The sequence below is a fragment of the Bartonella sp. TT119HLJHH genome (genome assembly GCF_042193385.1).
Taxonomy (GTDB): Bacteria; Pseudomonadota; Alphaproteobacteria; order Rhizobiales; family Rhizobiaceae; genus Bartonella.
Genome location: NZ_JBHILS010000001.1, coordinates 202,197 through 216,327, shown reverse-complemented (window position 1 = coordinate 216,327; position 14,131 = coordinate 202,197). Strand labels below are relative to the sequence as shown.

13 protein-coding genes are annotated in these 14,131 nt (G+C 36.2%); 6 read left to right on the top strand and 7 right to left on the bottom strand.

The window, feature by feature from the left end:
* Nucleotides 1–3: 3 nt before the first annotated feature.
* A complete protein-coding gene (gene dnaQ, locus ACFIJL_RS00705) occupies nucleotides 4–711 on the top strand; it encodes a DNA polymerase III subunit epsilon (RefSeq protein ID WP_375622052.1) in 708 nt (235 codons plus the stop codon).
* A 298-nt stretch (nucleotides 712–1,009) separates the two neighbouring features.
* On the top strand, nucleotides 1,010–3,916 hold the full coding sequence (gene polA, locus ACFIJL_RS00700; protein WP_375622051.1) for a DNA polymerase I: 2,907 nt from the start codon (nucleotides 1,010–1,012) through the stop codon (nucleotides 3,914–3,916).
* A 5-nt stretch (nucleotides 3,917–3,921) separates the two neighbouring features.
* Here the strand turns inward: polA and ACFIJL_RS00695 are convergent, their stop codons facing one another.
* The 7 genes from ACFIJL_RS00695 to ihfB form a co-directional block, all read right to left on the bottom strand.
* On the bottom strand, nucleotides 3,922–4,785 hold the full coding sequence (locus ACFIJL_RS00695; protein WP_375622050.1) for an endonuclease/exonuclease/phosphatase family protein: 864 nt from the start codon (nucleotides 4,783–4,785) through the stop codon (nucleotides 3,922–3,924).
* Between the two features lie 112 nt (nucleotides 4,786–4,897).
* Nucleotides 4,898–5,671 carry a Bax inhibitor-1/YccA family protein gene (locus tag ACFIJL_RS00690; RefSeq protein WP_375622049.1) on the bottom strand — a complete coding sequence of 258 codons (774 nt, stop codon included), beginning with the start codon at nucleotides 5,669–5,671 and terminating at the stop codon, nucleotides 4,898–4,900.
* Nucleotides 5,672–6,533: 862 nt separating this feature from the next.
* Nucleotides 6,534–7,037: a signal peptidase II gene (gene lspA, locus ACFIJL_RS00685; protein ID WP_375622048.1), complete on the bottom strand. Its 504-nt coding sequence runs from the start codon at nucleotides 7,035–7,037 to the stop codon at nucleotides 6,534–6,536.
* Nucleotides 7,034–7,882, bottom strand: coding sequence for a TrmH family RNA methyltransferase (locus ACFIJL_RS00680; protein ID WP_375622047.1), 849 nt, complete (start codon nucleotides 7,880–7,882; stop codon nucleotides 7,034–7,036). Before ACFIJL_RS00680 ends, lspA begins: the two co-directional genes overlap by 4 nt.
* Before the next feature lie 2 nt (nucleotides 7,883–7,884).
* Nucleotides 7,885–8,817, bottom strand: a complete 933-nt coding sequence (locus tag ACFIJL_RS00675; RefSeq protein WP_375622046.1) for a class I SAM-dependent methyltransferase — start codon at nucleotides 8,815–8,817, stop codon at nucleotides 7,885–7,887.
* 172 nt (nucleotides 8,818–8,989) lie between these two features.
* On the bottom strand, nucleotides 8,990–9,286 hold the full coding sequence (locus tag ACFIJL_RS00670) for a LapA family protein (protein ID WP_375622045.1): 297 nt from the start codon (nucleotides 9,284–9,286) through the stop codon (nucleotides 8,990–8,992).
* Nucleotides 9,287–9,293: 7 nt separating this feature from the next.
* Nucleotides 9,294–9,572 carry an integration host factor subunit beta gene (ihfB, locus tag ACFIJL_RS00665; protein WP_273790186.1) on the bottom strand — a complete coding sequence of 93 codons (279 nt, stop codon included), beginning with the start codon at nucleotides 9,570–9,572 and terminating at the stop codon, nucleotides 9,294–9,296.
* Between the two features lie 184 nt (nucleotides 9,573–9,756).
* Between ihfB and lptC the strand changes: the two genes are divergently transcribed.
* From lptC to ptsN, 4 genes are all read left to right on the top strand, one after another.
* Entirely contained in the window at nucleotides 9,757–10,401 is a 645-nt protein-coding gene (lptC, locus tag ACFIJL_RS00660; RefSeq protein WP_375622044.1) for an LPS export ABC transporter periplasmic protein LptC, read from the top strand.
* A gap of 71 nt (nucleotides 10,402–10,472) precedes the next feature.
* Nucleotides 10,473–11,072, top strand: coding sequence for an LptA/OstA family protein (locus tag ACFIJL_RS00655; protein WP_375622043.1), 600 nt, complete (start codon nucleotides 10,473–10,475; stop codon nucleotides 11,070–11,072).
* A gap of 6 nt (nucleotides 11,073–11,078) precedes the next feature.
* Nucleotides 11,079–11,873 (top strand): LPS export ABC transporter ATP-binding protein, encoded by a 795-nt coding sequence (lptB, locus tag ACFIJL_RS00650; protein ID WP_375622042.1) that lies wholly within the window; start codon nucleotides 11,079–11,081, stop codon nucleotides 11,871–11,873.
* 914 nt (nucleotides 11,874–12,787) lie between these two features.
* Nucleotides 12,788–13,252 (top strand): PTS IIA-like nitrogen regulatory protein PtsN, encoded by a 465-nt coding sequence (gene ptsN / locus ACFIJL_RS00645; protein ID WP_375622041.1) that lies wholly within the window; start codon nucleotides 12,788–12,790, stop codon nucleotides 13,250–13,252.
* Nucleotides 13,253–14,131: the final 879 nt, after the last annotated feature.

The window sequence follows — 14,131 nt, the reverse complement described above, 5'->3', positions numbered from 1 at the left end:
GTTATGCGGGAAATTATTTTTGATACAGAAACAACAGGTTTAGATAAAGAGAAAGATCGCATAATCGAAATTGGTTGTGTAGAAATGGTTGATCGTTATCTCACAGGACGCCAATTTCATGTTTATTTAAACCCTGAAGGCGTTATTATTCCTGATGAAGTTGTAGCAATTCACGGATTAACCAATGAACGCTTGAAAAACGAGAAAAGTTTTAGTGATATTGTTGATGAATTTTTGGAATTTATCAAAGACGCGACAATGATTGCGCATAATGCGAGTTTTGATATTGGTTTTATTAATGCAGAATTAAAACGCGTCAACAAACCGCTTATCAGTGTTGATAATATTCTTGATACACTGGCTATGGCACGGCGTAAATTTCCTATGGGTCCTAATTCTCTTGATATTTTATGCAAACGTTTTGGAATTGATAACAGCCATCGTGTTCTTCATGGTGCTTTGCTTGATGCAGAGATTCTAGCCGATGTTTATATTGAGCTCATCGGTGGAAAGCAAGGTGTATTGGGTTTTGATAACAGAAGGGGTATTGATGAATATATCCAGAATGATAAAGATACATCTTATACCGTTAAAATTCGCCCGCAGGCTTTACCTTCAAGATTGAGTATGCAAGAAAAAAAGTTGCACGCTGATTTTATCAACAAGATGGGTGAAAAAGCTCTGTGGAATAACTTCAAAATTCATGAATAACATCATCTTTTATCTAAAAGAGTCACGATTGAAATTAAAGAATATCGATGTCAAAAAAACGGTCGTTGTGGGGAGGGGAACACCACAACGACCCTGTCGCTACATCGTACCTCAGCTATCATAGGAGGAGCAAAATGAAAGCTATTAATCCTGTAACAGCAAAGAAAAGCTCTAGGTACTTAATATAAAGTGCAACGACTTCATGTCTTATGAAAAGAAAAAATGGCTTTTTAGAGGCAAAATGAAAAAATATATAAGGGTAATTTGTTTTTTTAGCTGAAATGGAGAAAAAATTGTCATGAAAGCAACAGATCATCTTTTTTTGGTTGACGGATCAGGCTATGTTTTTCGTGCTTATTATGCTTTGCCGCCTTTAAAACGTAAAAAAGATGGACTTCCTGTAGGAGCGGTAGCTGGTTTTTGTAATATGTTATGGAAATTACTTTGTGATGCTCGAAATACAGCTACGGGTGTTGTTCCAACACATTTTGCTGTTATTTTTGATTATTCATCTAATACTTTTCGGAAGCAAATTTATCCTGAATATAAAGCGAATCGCGCTGAACCTCCTGAAGATCTAATTCCTCAGTTTGCGCTCATACGCCAAGCAACGAAGGCTTTTAATTTGCCTTGTATTGAAAAGGAAGGCTTTGAAGCGGATGATTTAATTGCTACCTATGCAAAATTGGCAACAAAGGTTGGGGCAAAAACAACCATTATCTCTTCTGATAAGGATCTTATGCAACTCGTAAATACGCATGTATCCTTGTATGATGGAATGAAAGACAAGCATATAGGTATCTCAGAAGTTATAGAAAAATGGGGTGTTGCACCTGAAAAAATGATTGATTTACAAGCTTTGATTGGAGATTCAACGGATAATATACCAGGTATTCCAGGCATTGGTCCCAAAACTGCAGCTCAGTTGTTAAATGAATTTGGTTCTCTTGATCTTTTATTGCAACGCGTAACAGAAATTAAACAAACAAAACGGCGTGAAAACATTCAAGCTTATAGAGAACAAGTTAAAATTTCTCGTGAACTTGTTAGGCTTAAAACAGATGTTCCTATAGATAGTGATTTAGATGATTTTATTTTGGAACCACAAGATGGTCCACGTTTAATTGCTTTTTTGAAAGCGATGGAGTTTTCAACATTAACGCGTCGCGTAGCAGAGGCAACGACATGCGATGCCGCTATTATTGATGCACTTGATATAAATGTTGAATGGGAAAAAACAAGCGATGGGCATGATTCTGATATAAAAAACATTGAACACATATCACGTCATAATTTTTCTGAAAACTCTCCACAAGTTTTTGCACAAAAGCGTAAAGATCAAGCACTGATTCAAAAAATTACAAGAGATACTTACACAACAATTCTTGATGAAGAAGTTTTAAAAGAGTGGTTATCACAAGCACAAGAGCAGGGTTTTTTTGCTTTTGATACTGAAACAACGTCTCTTGATCCGATGCAAGCAAAGCTTGTTGGTTTTTCACTTGCATTACAGCCGGGAAAGGCAGCCTATATACCTCTTGAACATTTTGAGGAAAAAGAAGATCTTTTGAGGGGCGGGCGCATTACCTCGCAAATTGAGACCCAAAAAGCTTTAGCACTTTTAAAACCGCTATTAGAGGATTCAGCACTGTTAAAAATTGGTCATAATATAAAATATGATTGGTTAGTGATGAAGCAATACGACATTATGATAAGCTCTTTTGACGACACCATGCTTTTGTCATATGCTCTAGATGCTGGAATGTTAACTCATAATATGGATGATTTGTCTGAACGTTGGCTTGAGCATAAACCAATTGCCTATAAGGATTTAACGCATAAAGGAAAAAAAATTACTTCTTTTGCACAAGTAGATTTAAAACAAGCAACCCTTTATGCGGCGGAAGATGCCGATATAACCCTACGCCTTTGGCAAATTTTGAAACCGCAACTTGTCGCTCAAGGAATGGTAAAAATTTATGAGCGCCTTGATCGACCACTTATAGAAGTTCTTGCAAGAATGGAAGAGCGAGGGATTCTTGTTGATCGGCAGATTTTGTTGCGTCTTTCAGGAGAGTTAGCGCAAGCCGCTTTGATTCTAGAAGAGGAAATTTACAAACAAGCTGATGAAAAGTTTAATCTTGCTTCGCCAAAGCAATTAGGTGATATCCTTTTTGGCAAAATGGGATTGCTCGGAGGTGCTAAGACCAAGGGTGGTCAATGGTCAACTTCTGCACAAACCTTAGAAGAGTTGGCTGCTGAAGGTCATATTTTACCGCGTAAAATTATTGAGTGGCGTCAACTTGCAAAGCTAAAATCTACCTATACAGACGCTTTGCCTTCTTATATTTTTCCAAAAACAGGGCGTGTTCATACGAATTATTCTTTGGCAATAACATCAACAGGTCGGTTATCATCATCAGAGCCAAATTTGCAAAATATTCCAGTGCGAACTGCTGAAGGACGTAAAATTCGAACAGCTTTTATTGCTCCCAAAGGACATGTGTTACTTTCTGCTGATTATAGTCAGATTGAATTGCGCATTCTTGCACATATTGCGGATATAAAAGCATTAAAAGAAGCTTTTGCTAAAGGGCATGATATTCACGCTATAACGGCATCACAAATGTTTGGCGTTGCAATAGAGGGAATGCATTCAGATATACGACGGCGTGCAAAAGCGATTAATTTTGGTATTATTTATGGTATTTCAGCTTTTGGATTAGCCAATCAATTGGGAATTTCACGCCAAGAAGCGGGTCGTTATATTCAACTGTATTTTGAAAGATTTCCAGGAATTAAAGATTATATGGAGAAAACCAAAATCTTTGCACGTGAAAATGGTTATGTAGAAACAATTTTTGGACGTCGTATCCATTATCCAGAAATAAAAGCAAAGAATGTAAAAATTCGTTCTCTTAATGAGCGAGCAGCTATCAATGCTCCAATTCAAGGTTCTGCGGCCGATATCATTCGCCGCGCTATGATACATATGGAAGATGCTTTAAAAGAAGAAAAACTATCAGCAAAAATGTTGCTGCAAGTTCATGATGAACTGATTTTTGAAGTACCAGAAGAAGAAAGTAAAAAAACCATGACTGTTGTTAAAAATGTTATGGAAAATGCTACAATACCGGTTCTATCTTTATCTGTCCCGCTTGAAGTGAAAGTCATGACGGCTCAAAATTGGGATGAGGCACATTAATTTTTTCATTTATTTTTAAGAATGTTGATTGAGTTAGAAAGATTAAGATAGGCTTTGATAGGCAAATGATCTGAAGCAATGCGTGCAAGCGGTGAATGATGATTTTCAATACTTGTTACCAATTGGTGGGGAAAAGCAAAAACGCGATCAAGGGCTAAAAAAGGAAAGCGAGAGGGGAAGCTTGGTACAACTTCAAAAGTGCTATCAAAATAGGGAGAAAAATGATTTAAAGATGAGCCTTTTCCCATCCGCCATTCATTAAAATCTCCAATGAGGAGTGTAGGCATAAGGGGGCGTTTTTGGAAAATTTCAAGGAGCATTTTTGTTTGTTGTTTACGAGAGTAACGTAATAAGCCAAAATGAGCCGCAATAATACGAATAGGGCCTGCTTCCATTTCCAATTCTACAACTACAGCCCCACGTGGCTCAATACTAGGAAGAGTGACTTGTAAAGTATCACGTACATATCCCTTTCGCAAAAAAAGAGCATTCCCATGCCAACCATGGCCATGAGGTGACATAGTATTAAGAGGTACAGGAATCAAACCGGTTTCAGCTTTTAATAGCTGAAGATTAATCAAACCAATGCGTTCTCCAAAACGTTTATCTGCTTCTTGAAGAGCAAGGATATCAACTTGTAATTCAGTAATAACACGGACAATTCTTGTAGGATTAAAAATTTTATCAACACCTACACATTTATGCACATTATAGGAAGCGACGGTCAGATCATAATTACTATTTTGATTGATGATGTTTGATTGATGATGAGAGCGGCTGTGAATTGCCTTAAAAAGGGAGCTGTGGAGTTTTTGTTGGATAAAACTGGTAAACCAAGGGAATTTTTGCTTATAAGGTATTTTTGTCATTTTACGAAAAGAATAGTCCCTAAGAGGCCAAGGGTAAAGACTTACACTAAAAACAAAAGAACCTTGTCTCTTTTAGAAACAAGGTTCTTTAATTAAGTTATGATTTTTGCAATCAATCACGGTTTGAGCCAAGAAACTGTAGCAAGAAGACAAACATATTGATGAAATCAAGATAAAGATTCAATGCGCCCATAATAACTTTACGTCCTTTGGTGTCGCTCTCATCTCCTTCATAATACATCAACTTAATGCTCTGGGTATCGTAGGCTGTTAAACCAGCAAAGATAAAAACACCAATCACAGAGATAGCAAACTGCAAAGCGCTTGATCCAAGAAAAATGTTCACAATCATGGAAAGCAACAAGCCGATCAATCCGATGAATAAGAATGAACCGATTGCTGTGAGGTCACGCTTTGTTGTGTATCCATAAAGTGAAAGAGCTCCAAAAGTTGCGGCGGAAATGACAAAGGTTTGCACAACACTTTCTGTCGTATAGCGCAAAACGATTGAAGACAGTGAAAGACCAACCAGAGCAGCATAACCAAAAAAGAGACTACGAGCAGCATTTGTGCTCAATGTATTAATTTTAAAACTGAGAAATAAGACTGCTATGAGTGGTGCAAACATAACAATATAAGAGAATGGCGATGTATAAAATGTTACTCCAAATGGTGTTAGATAAACACTGCTATTGATTTGAGCTGCTGCTTGGCTCATATCTGTTGTCGTTGCTAATGATACAATTGCATAAGCGGCAGCAGCTGTAATAAGCAAACCAATGGCCATTGCATTGTAGACACCCAACATATAGTCGCGTAATCCCTGATCAATTGATGCATCGGCATGAGAAGCAGGTGCCGAACGTAAATTTTTAAAATTAGCCATAATATAAAATCCTTTAGCATATGTTCTGTCAGGTATAGGGCTTTAAAGGTGTCTCTGTCATTACACAGATAAGTTTGGTATAAGCCTTAATTGGGCAAATACAAAAACCCTTAAGAATCACTGACAGAATTCCAGCATATATGCTCTTATTATGGAGATTTATTTAAAAATTACAAGAGATTTATATGAAGAAGGAACCTTACAAATTGGTAAGGAAATAGTTCATTTTAATAAAAAATATTTCCATTTTTTGCCATATTTTTGCAAGATAAAAAGACTATACTTAAAGGCTTTTCTATTTTCACAGAAACTATGTAATACAATCCCTTATAAGATATCCACTATTTTTGCGCTTATGAGAAGAGCGGCAAGTATCATCGCACTATTTTTCAACTTCCAATATTGCATCTGTTTTGTACGGTTATAAGAGCTATTGAATTGGATTTTTATAATAATTTAATTGATATATAATAATAAACTATCTTTTTGAGTACTAAATGATACTCTGAATATTGCAAGATTCTCTGGTTTCAAATCTGTTTATATTAATCAATATTATTAACTTGCTTGTGTCTTGCAAGAGACATGGTTTTTATGGATTCAACATGAACAGATTCCAAATAAAAGAGATTTAGGCTGTTAAGGGCTTTTATTCAATATGAAAAAAGGTAATTTCTATTTGAATCCATTTCTTTTGCATTGAGCAAGTGTAGAAATGTAAAGTTGAAAAGACAGTAAGATCGTATAGTCCCATGAAGAGAAACACGTAAAATCACGAGCAATAAGAATTGATTAAGAGGAATCAATTTGTAATCAGGCTTGTGATGATCAAGAATCCCTTGTTTTTAAGGTGATGAGAATATCAATGAGAAGATGTGCGGTTAGAATGACGTTTTGTTTTCATCCAAGTATGCAATTCTTCAATAAGGATGGTAATAACACCAAGAGTGATAAAACTATCTGCAAGGTTGAAAATAGCAAAATGAAAGATATCATCAATATGAAAAAGGATATAATCAGTGACATGATGAAAGCGAATACGATCAATAAGATTGCCTATTGCTCCCCCAATAATAAGGATAAGACCAAAGCGCATAAAAGATTTATTATATTCAGTATTTTTCCATAACCATAAAAGGAAGATAATCACAATGATTGTGATGGTAATGATTCCCCAGTGAGAAAAGGAAGAAAAGAACGAAAATGCAATGCCAGAATTTCGTACATGATAAAGTGAAAGGAAAGGAAAGAAGGGGATTTCTGTTCCTAAAGGCATATTGTGCATAACCCAGTACTTGACAGCTTGGTCAAGTCCTATTGTAAAAACTAAGCCAAGGAGAAGAAAAGGGAGTGATTTACGGATCATATTTTTTCCTCGCATGGTTCTAGTGTTAAATAAGGGCGACGTATTTCATAAAGCATAACAGCTGTTGCTACTGCTAGATTAAGCGAGTCAGCACGTCCACTTTGTGGAATACGCGCAAGTTTATCACACCGACTTGTAAGAATATCTGATAATCCCTGTTTTTCATTTCCCATTAAAAGGATAACAGGACCATTTTTGAAATCAAGAGTCCGATAATCCAGAGATCCTTTGAGGTGTGTTCCAACAATCATACCTTTAAAGTGAGAAGACCAGTTTAAAAAGGCATTTTCATCAAAACGATAAAGTGGTACAGAGAAAATTGACCCCATGGTTGCACGGACCGTTTCAGGCGAGAAAGGGTCTGTTGTTTCACCAATTAAAATAACACCTTTAGCACCTACAGCATCAGCGGTTCGAATAATGGTACCAAGGTTTCCAGGATCACGCACACGATCAAGCGCGATGTAAACATCTTTAATCTGCCCTTTTATCATTTCAAAAGAGTGCCATTTTTGCTTGAAAATACCAATAACTGTTTGTGGATTATCGCGTCTGGTAAGTGATTCCATAACCTTTTGTGAGGCTTTAATCACAAAACCACCGTTGGCTACAGCACGTGCGGCAGTATTTTCGATAGTAGCATTACCGATTTCACTTTTAGAAAAAATAAGCGTCTGTATTGTCCAGCCAAGATTGAGAGCATCAATGACCAATTTCAATCCTTCTGCCATGAAAAGACCTTCTCTATTACGGTTTTTCTTTTGGCTAAGTGCTCTAAGATCTTTTATGATGGGGTTGCTAAGAGAGGTAATTTCTTTCACTCTACCAGTTTTTGGTCTACACATATTCAAGCAATCCAACGGCTAAAAAGAGAAGTAGAAAGAGCTCGTCCTGCAACTTCTTCACGCAAAATGAGTTCTCCTGATTCGACTGTACCACCAAGATTTACAAATGCATCACGCATTAAAGCATGAAGTGCAAAGAAGGAAGCACGAATAGAATAAGCTGTAAGGACAACAGAGAGCGGTTTATCAGAGAGAAGTTTACGACAATTTGTGATCATGGCGGGTAAATGATCAAACAGTTGCCAAATTTCACCATGGGGTCCACGCCCATAAGCAGGGGGATCAAGAAGGATCATATCATAGCTTTTCTTACGACGCAGTTCACGCTCGACAAATTTCATAGCATCATCGCAAATCCAGCGAATAGAATGATCTGGTAATCCTGCTCTTTCTTGATTAGCTTTTGCCCACGCAATGGCTTTTTTAGAAGCATCAACATGGGTAACATTCGCCCCCGCTCGTGCTCCAATCAAAGAGGCAATACCTGTATAGCCAAAAAGATTCAACAATTTTATAGGGCGTTCGGCTTGAACAATTTGTTCTTCCATAGAGCGCCAATGGGCATCTTGTTCAGGAAAAACTCCTACATGACGAAAGGAAGTAAAACGGCCTAGAAAAGACAATCCATTCCAAGCAAGAGCCCATGTTTCATCAAGTGGCTTTTTAGGAAAATGCCAACGGCCAACCCCTTCTTCATCAAGATTTCCTGTGAAAATAGCATCAACATCAGCCCATTGTTTTTGTGGTAAAGCGGGTTTCCATAGTGCTTGACCTTCTGGTCGAATAATACGGTAAGCTCCATAACGTTCTAATTTTTGTCCATGACCAGAGTCAATGAGAGCATAGTTTTCGCTTACACCCGTTTCTAAAATAAGGGGCAATTTTTCCTGCGGATATCTATTGTTATGGGAGGATTGAAAGCATTGTGCGGGCATGTTTTGTATCATGGTATATGAGGTATAAAAATATATTATAAAGCTCTTAAATGTTTCGTAAAAGTGCAAAAAAGCTAAAGTCAATTAAAACATGTATAAAAAAGAAAAAGAGCACTTTTAACTCTGTACTGAATATAAAATACTAAAGATAAAAGATTTCATTTAAATACCATTACACAAGATTTGTGATAGATGTTTTCAATTTTTCAATCTCAGCTTCACTTTTTTTGAGAGCTTTTTTGTATTTGTGATAGGAAAACCAACTGATCAGATTTCCTAATAAAACACCAAAACCAAAGAAAATAAAGAGCCATATAAAGAGGGGAGCATGATAAGTAAAACTTTCAGGATTTGCTCGAAAAGGATCAAGGGTTAACGGGACCATTTGACGATTAGCCACGATAAAAACAATCAAAACCGCTGCGAGAATCACACTGATACTTGTTAGAAGAATACGTTTAATTATCATAAGTTTCTCACTGATTAAGACGGTCGCGTAAATCCTTGCCAGTTTTAAAAAAAGGAATCCACTTTTCTTCAACAGAAACGGCTTCACCTGTTCGTGGATTACGTCCATTACGGGCTGAGCGGCTTTTTACAGAAAAAGCTCCAAATCCACGAAGTTCAACGCGATTGCCATTTGCAAGTGCTGTTGCAATTTCCTCAAAAATAGCGTTTACAATATTCTCCACATCCCGTTGAAAAAGATGCGGGTTATGACGAGCAATAATTTGCACAAGCTCTGATTTTACCACAATAGCCTCACTTTCACACAAAAAAATTTTTGTAATTGTGCACTCCATGCATATTACAATATATAAACGGATAAAAGCAAAATAAAATCAAGAAAAAACAAATTGCAAGAAACAAAATTTGAAAATACCTTCTATAAAGGGTATACAGATTAAAAATGCGGAGGATTTAAGAGATCAGGAGAGTATGTCCGTACACAATCATTATAAAGCCTTTTCAACGCAATCATCTTTTGGAGATGTTTTAAAAAAAGCATCCCGTCATTCGCGTCGCATTAGCATATTAAAAATTTTTTTACCTCTTTTAGCGTTGATTTCAGCGCTGGTTTTTTGCTGGTTTACGTTTTTCTTAGTTCCCGTTACTTCTGATTCTATGCCTTTGAATAATGGAGAAAGTGGCGTGATGAATTTGACGATGCTTAATCCAAAATTAGAAGGGTATACGCGTGCTCATGAACCTTATTGGCTTAAAGCAGAAAAGGCATTTCAAGACCATACACACGCTGGAATGATTGGGTTGCAAAACATTACAGCTAGAGCATTTATGGGCCAACAAAGACAGATTTTTCTCGCAGCACAAGGGGGGGTTTACGATAACATTAATGGTTTTTTACAGTTGGACAAGCCATTCACCATTACGACGAATGATGGGATGATGGTACAATTTATGTCAGCTAGTATTAACTTATCTGAGGGACAGTTAAAAACAGATCAACGTGTTAATATTCAGCAAGCCGGTTTTCATCTTGCCGCAAACGCCTTACAAATTCGAGAAAAAGGAAAAAACATGTATTTCCATGGTGGTGTGCATTTAGTGCTTCAAAAGCAATAACGCAATATCAATACAAATCTTTAAAGGATATTTATAAAGTATGCGTATATACAAACAAAAGAATTGAAATAATGAAATCGTACAAAAGATGGATAGGTGTGATGTTGGCTTTTAGCATGGGAATGTTAGGAGGAGGAGCAGTTTTAGGATATGCTGAAGTGGCCCATTTTGGAATAAGTCTATCTAGCGATAAAGAACCGGTAGAACTTCATGCAGATTCTTTGGAAATACGTGATAAAGAAGGGATAGCGCTTTTTAAGGGTGATGTTTCAGTGGTGCAAGGTGAACGTCTTTTAAGAACGGCAGAATTAGTTGTTTACTACGATAAAGCATATAAAGAAATTGATAAAAACAAGGAAGATACAAAGGCATCATCTGTTTCTTTATTTGGTTCGTCGAGTATACAAAAAATGGAAGCTTTAGGAAAAGTTTATATAAAAATTGCTACGCAAGTTGCTACGGGTGATAAAGGCGTTTTTGATGGAAAGTCAAAAATGATGAGTTTGACAGGGAATCATGTTGTGTTAACTGATGGTGACAATGTGGCAACGGGGTGCAAACTAACGGCAAATATGGAAAGCGGAAAGGCTTTTTTAGAAGGCTGTGAGACGCCTAAGAAAAAAGGTCGTGTTTCTATTATTTTAAAACAAAATCAAAAGAATGGCCATTAAGATTTCATGTTTGGAATCAAAAGAGAAAAACAGACCGATAGATATAATCTTGAAAGTGAATCTTCAAAAAATCCCTTAAAAGGGACTTTGATTGCCAGTAATTTGATTAAAGTTTATCGAGGAAGACGAACTGTTAATGGTGTTTCTTTTGGTATTCGTACGGGAGAAGCCGTTGGCATTTTAGGGCCCAATGGGGCAGGTAAAACAACTTGTTTTTATATGGTTACGGGGCTCATAAAATCTGATGGAGGATCCATTACAATTGATGGATTTGATATTACGCATCTTCCGATGTATCGACGTGCGCGTTTAGGTATTGGATATCTTCCACAGGAAGCGTCTATTTTTCGTGGTCTTTCAGTAGAAAATAACATTAAAGCTGTTTTAGAGGTCGTTGAAAAAGATCGCCTTAAACAGCGTGAAGAGTTAGATAGCCTTTTACATGAATTTAAAATTGATCATTTACGTAAAATGTCTGCACTTTCGTTATCTGGAGGTGAACGTCGGCGACTTGAAATTGCGCGTGCTTTAGCTTCTCGTCCCCATTTTATGTTACTTGATGAACCATTTGCAGGAATTGATCCTATCGCTATTTTCGATATTCAACAACTTATTCGTCATTTAACGAAGCGTGGCATTGGTGTTTTAATAACAGATCATAATGTGCGTGAGACATTAGGGCTTGTCGATCGCGCTTATATTATTCATACAGGGCGGGTGTTAGTTCACGGTTGTCCTAATGATATTATCAACAACGTTGATGTACGCAGAATTTATTTAGGAAATCAGTTTTCTCTTTGATTTTACAGCTTTCACGAGTTTCCATTTAAGTTTAACCAAACATTATTACTGAAAATCTCCTTATTTATGCCAAAACTTCTTTTATGACTATAACCTTAGAATGTTTTTATTGAGTGGTGAAAAAAGCTTCATCATTAAAGAGTTAGTTTGTTTTTTATAAGTTTAGCTTACTCATGATCGTATCATAGAAAATATATCACTAGATTAACGTGATAATGAGTGATAAACGAAACTCTCAATAAGTGCGTGTGTTATTGAAAGGTAAGAGGTATTTATCATATTTTTCTCTGTCGAATCAAATAATATATCGATGATGCTGTTTTAGGTATTTTAATAGGATCACCGGTTATATATTGCGGTTATTCAATAGGAGTTGTCGTATTTTATTGGTTTATATAGCCCTATTTAAAAATAGGAGCTTGGCTACAGATATCAGGCTAAATCTATAAATCTTTTAAAATAACCATTAAATCTCTAAAAACCTTTATATTCTTGTTATAAGGCGGTATTCAAGCTATACAGTAATTTCCAAAATAAAGGTCCATTTTGCTCAGTATGCTTTTCATCTTAATTTAAGGGATCATTTTTAAAGAAAGAAAAACTCTGATGGCGAATTATACATCAATTCTTATGACAAGTTTAATAAATTTATGAATAATGACCTTTGTCTAGAGTCGTAAGGAAATTAACTTTATGAGCAACTTCATTTCTTTGTTTTCTCATGCCGTTAATGAGAAGCTAAATACCATTTATCGTTGTGTTAAAAGTGATATGACATGTATTGAGTTATCATCCGTTCTAAATTGAAAAATAACAGCATATGCGATGTTGCGAAAAGTGAAAGAACATTAAATATCTATACCGTTTATAGGTTTATTGATGAGCATTTGAGCGTGTAAGAGGAAAATTAAAGTATGAATTTGAGTGAGTTAATAGCACCGGAAGCGATCATTCCGGCTCTTAAGGCTAATTCGAAAAAACAAGTTCTACAAATTTTAGCCGAAAAAGCGTCACAGCTGACAGGTCTTAGTGAGCATGTAATTTTTGATGTTGTTTTGCAACGCGAGAAGCTTGGTTCAACGGGTTTGGGTGGTGGTATTGCGATTCCTCATGGGAAATTACCTGATATTGATCGGATTGTTGGTATATTTGCGCGTCTTGAAAGTCCTGTTGATTTTGAAGCTCTCGATGACGAACCTATAGATCTCGTTTTTCTCCTTTTGGCACCTGAAAATGCTGGTGCAGATCACTTAAAAGCTTTATCACAGATTGCACGTGTTTTGCGTCATGCTGATGTTGTACAAAAGTTGCGCAATACGCATAATGCCAATGCGCTTTATGCTTTATTGATTCAGACTTCAGAATCAAATGCGGCTTAAAAGGTATTATGAGCGTATAAATTGCGATGTATGCACCACAGAGCATAGGAAATAATATAATTTGCATCTTAAGACTAATAACAAAAGGTTACGTCATGAGATTTTAAAAGTCATTTCTAAGTGAATCTTCTTTTTAAAGAGCGAGCAACAAAAACGAAGGGCTTGTTCTTTCTTATTCTTGTATATTAAAGCATCCAATTATTATGGTCATGAATTTTTTTATCCTATTATACTGTAAAAACATTAGCATTTGAGGTGTGGTGAGATAAAACCTGTAAGTCTTCTTAATATATTAAGTGCTTTTAGAGTGCGTGGTAAATATTCTTAAGCAGGACTTATTTGTAGAGCCTTTAGTTAAGTGAATCACATTAGAGGGAAGGCAAGAGGAACTCGGCTCAACAAGAATCCAAACTTTTTATACACCAGATTGGGTTAAGAATCTTCGCTCTTTGAGGGTGGGAAAGACATCAATAGAAAAGTTTATTCGTGCATTGAATTTTTTTGTAAATTAATTTTAAGTATTTAGGGATAATATTATTAAGATTCAGGTAGAAAATAAGGGATACTGTATCCTGTGTGTATCAATATCTTGATTTATAAAGATAATTCACATATTTTACATGTTGAATGAGAGCCCCGAATATCATAAGATTCCCTCATGCCGAACCTATTTATGTTGAATCAATCAAAACCATTCACTTACACGATTACAATCGAGGAAAGCCGTGTGGATAAGACTGTATGAGAAATGAGTAAAAATGCTTCTTATGAACAGTCTCAAGTGCCAAGGGCTATAGCAATATTGGAAGCTGGCAAAGTGTGATTAAGTATGATTTAGATGTCAGCTGTTATATAGAGCTCATACTAAAAAATAATTTT

What these genes read in the sequence shown, in the direction of transcription:
- dnaQ (WP_375622052.1), top strand. Translation starts at nt 4, where the DNA reads ATGCGGGAAATTATTTTTGATACAGAAACAACAGGTTTAGATAAAGAG.
- polA (WP_375622051.1), top strand. Translation starts at nt 1,010, where the DNA reads ATGAAAGCAACAGATCATCTTTTTTTGGTTGACGGATCAGGCTATGTT.
- ACFIJL_RS00695 (WP_375622050.1), bottom strand. Translation starts at nt 4,785, where the DNA reads ATGACAAAAATACCTTATAAGCAAAAATTCCCTTGGTTTACCAGTTTT.
- ACFIJL_RS00690 (WP_375622049.1), bottom strand. Translation starts at nt 5,671, where the DNA reads ATGGCTAATTTTAAAAATTTACGTTCGGCACCTGCTTCTCATGCCGAT.
- lspA (WP_375622048.1), bottom strand. Translation starts at nt 7,037, where the DNA reads ATGATCCGTAAATCACTCCCTTTTCTTCTCCTTGGCTTAGTTTTTACA.
- ACFIJL_RS00680 (WP_375622047.1), bottom strand. Translation starts at nt 7,882, where the DNA reads ATGTGTAGACCAAAAACTGGTAGAGTGAAAGAAATTACCTCTCTTAGC.
- ACFIJL_RS00675 (WP_375622046.1), bottom strand. Translation starts at nt 8,817, where the DNA reads ATGCCCGCACAATGCTTTCAATCCTCCCATAACAATAGATATCCGCAG.
- ACFIJL_RS00670 (WP_375622045.1), bottom strand. Translation starts at nt 9,286, where the DNA reads ATGATAATTAAACGTATTCTTCTAACAAGTATCAGTGTGATTCTCGCA.
- lptC (WP_375622044.1), top strand. Translation starts at nt 9,757, where the DNA reads ATGTCCGTACACAATCATTATAAAGCCTTTTCAACGCAATCATCTTTT.
- ACFIJL_RS00655 (WP_375622043.1), top strand. Translation starts at nt 10,473, where the DNA reads ATGAAATCGTACAAAAGATGGATAGGTGTGATGTTGGCTTTTAGCATG.
- lptB (WP_375622042.1), top strand. Translation starts at nt 11,079, where the DNA reads ATGTTTGGAATCAAAAGAGAAAAACAGACCGATAGATATAATCTTGAA.
- ptsN (WP_375622041.1), top strand. Translation starts at nt 12,788, where the DNA reads ATGAATTTGAGTGAGTTAATAGCACCGGAAGCGATCATTCCGGCTCTT.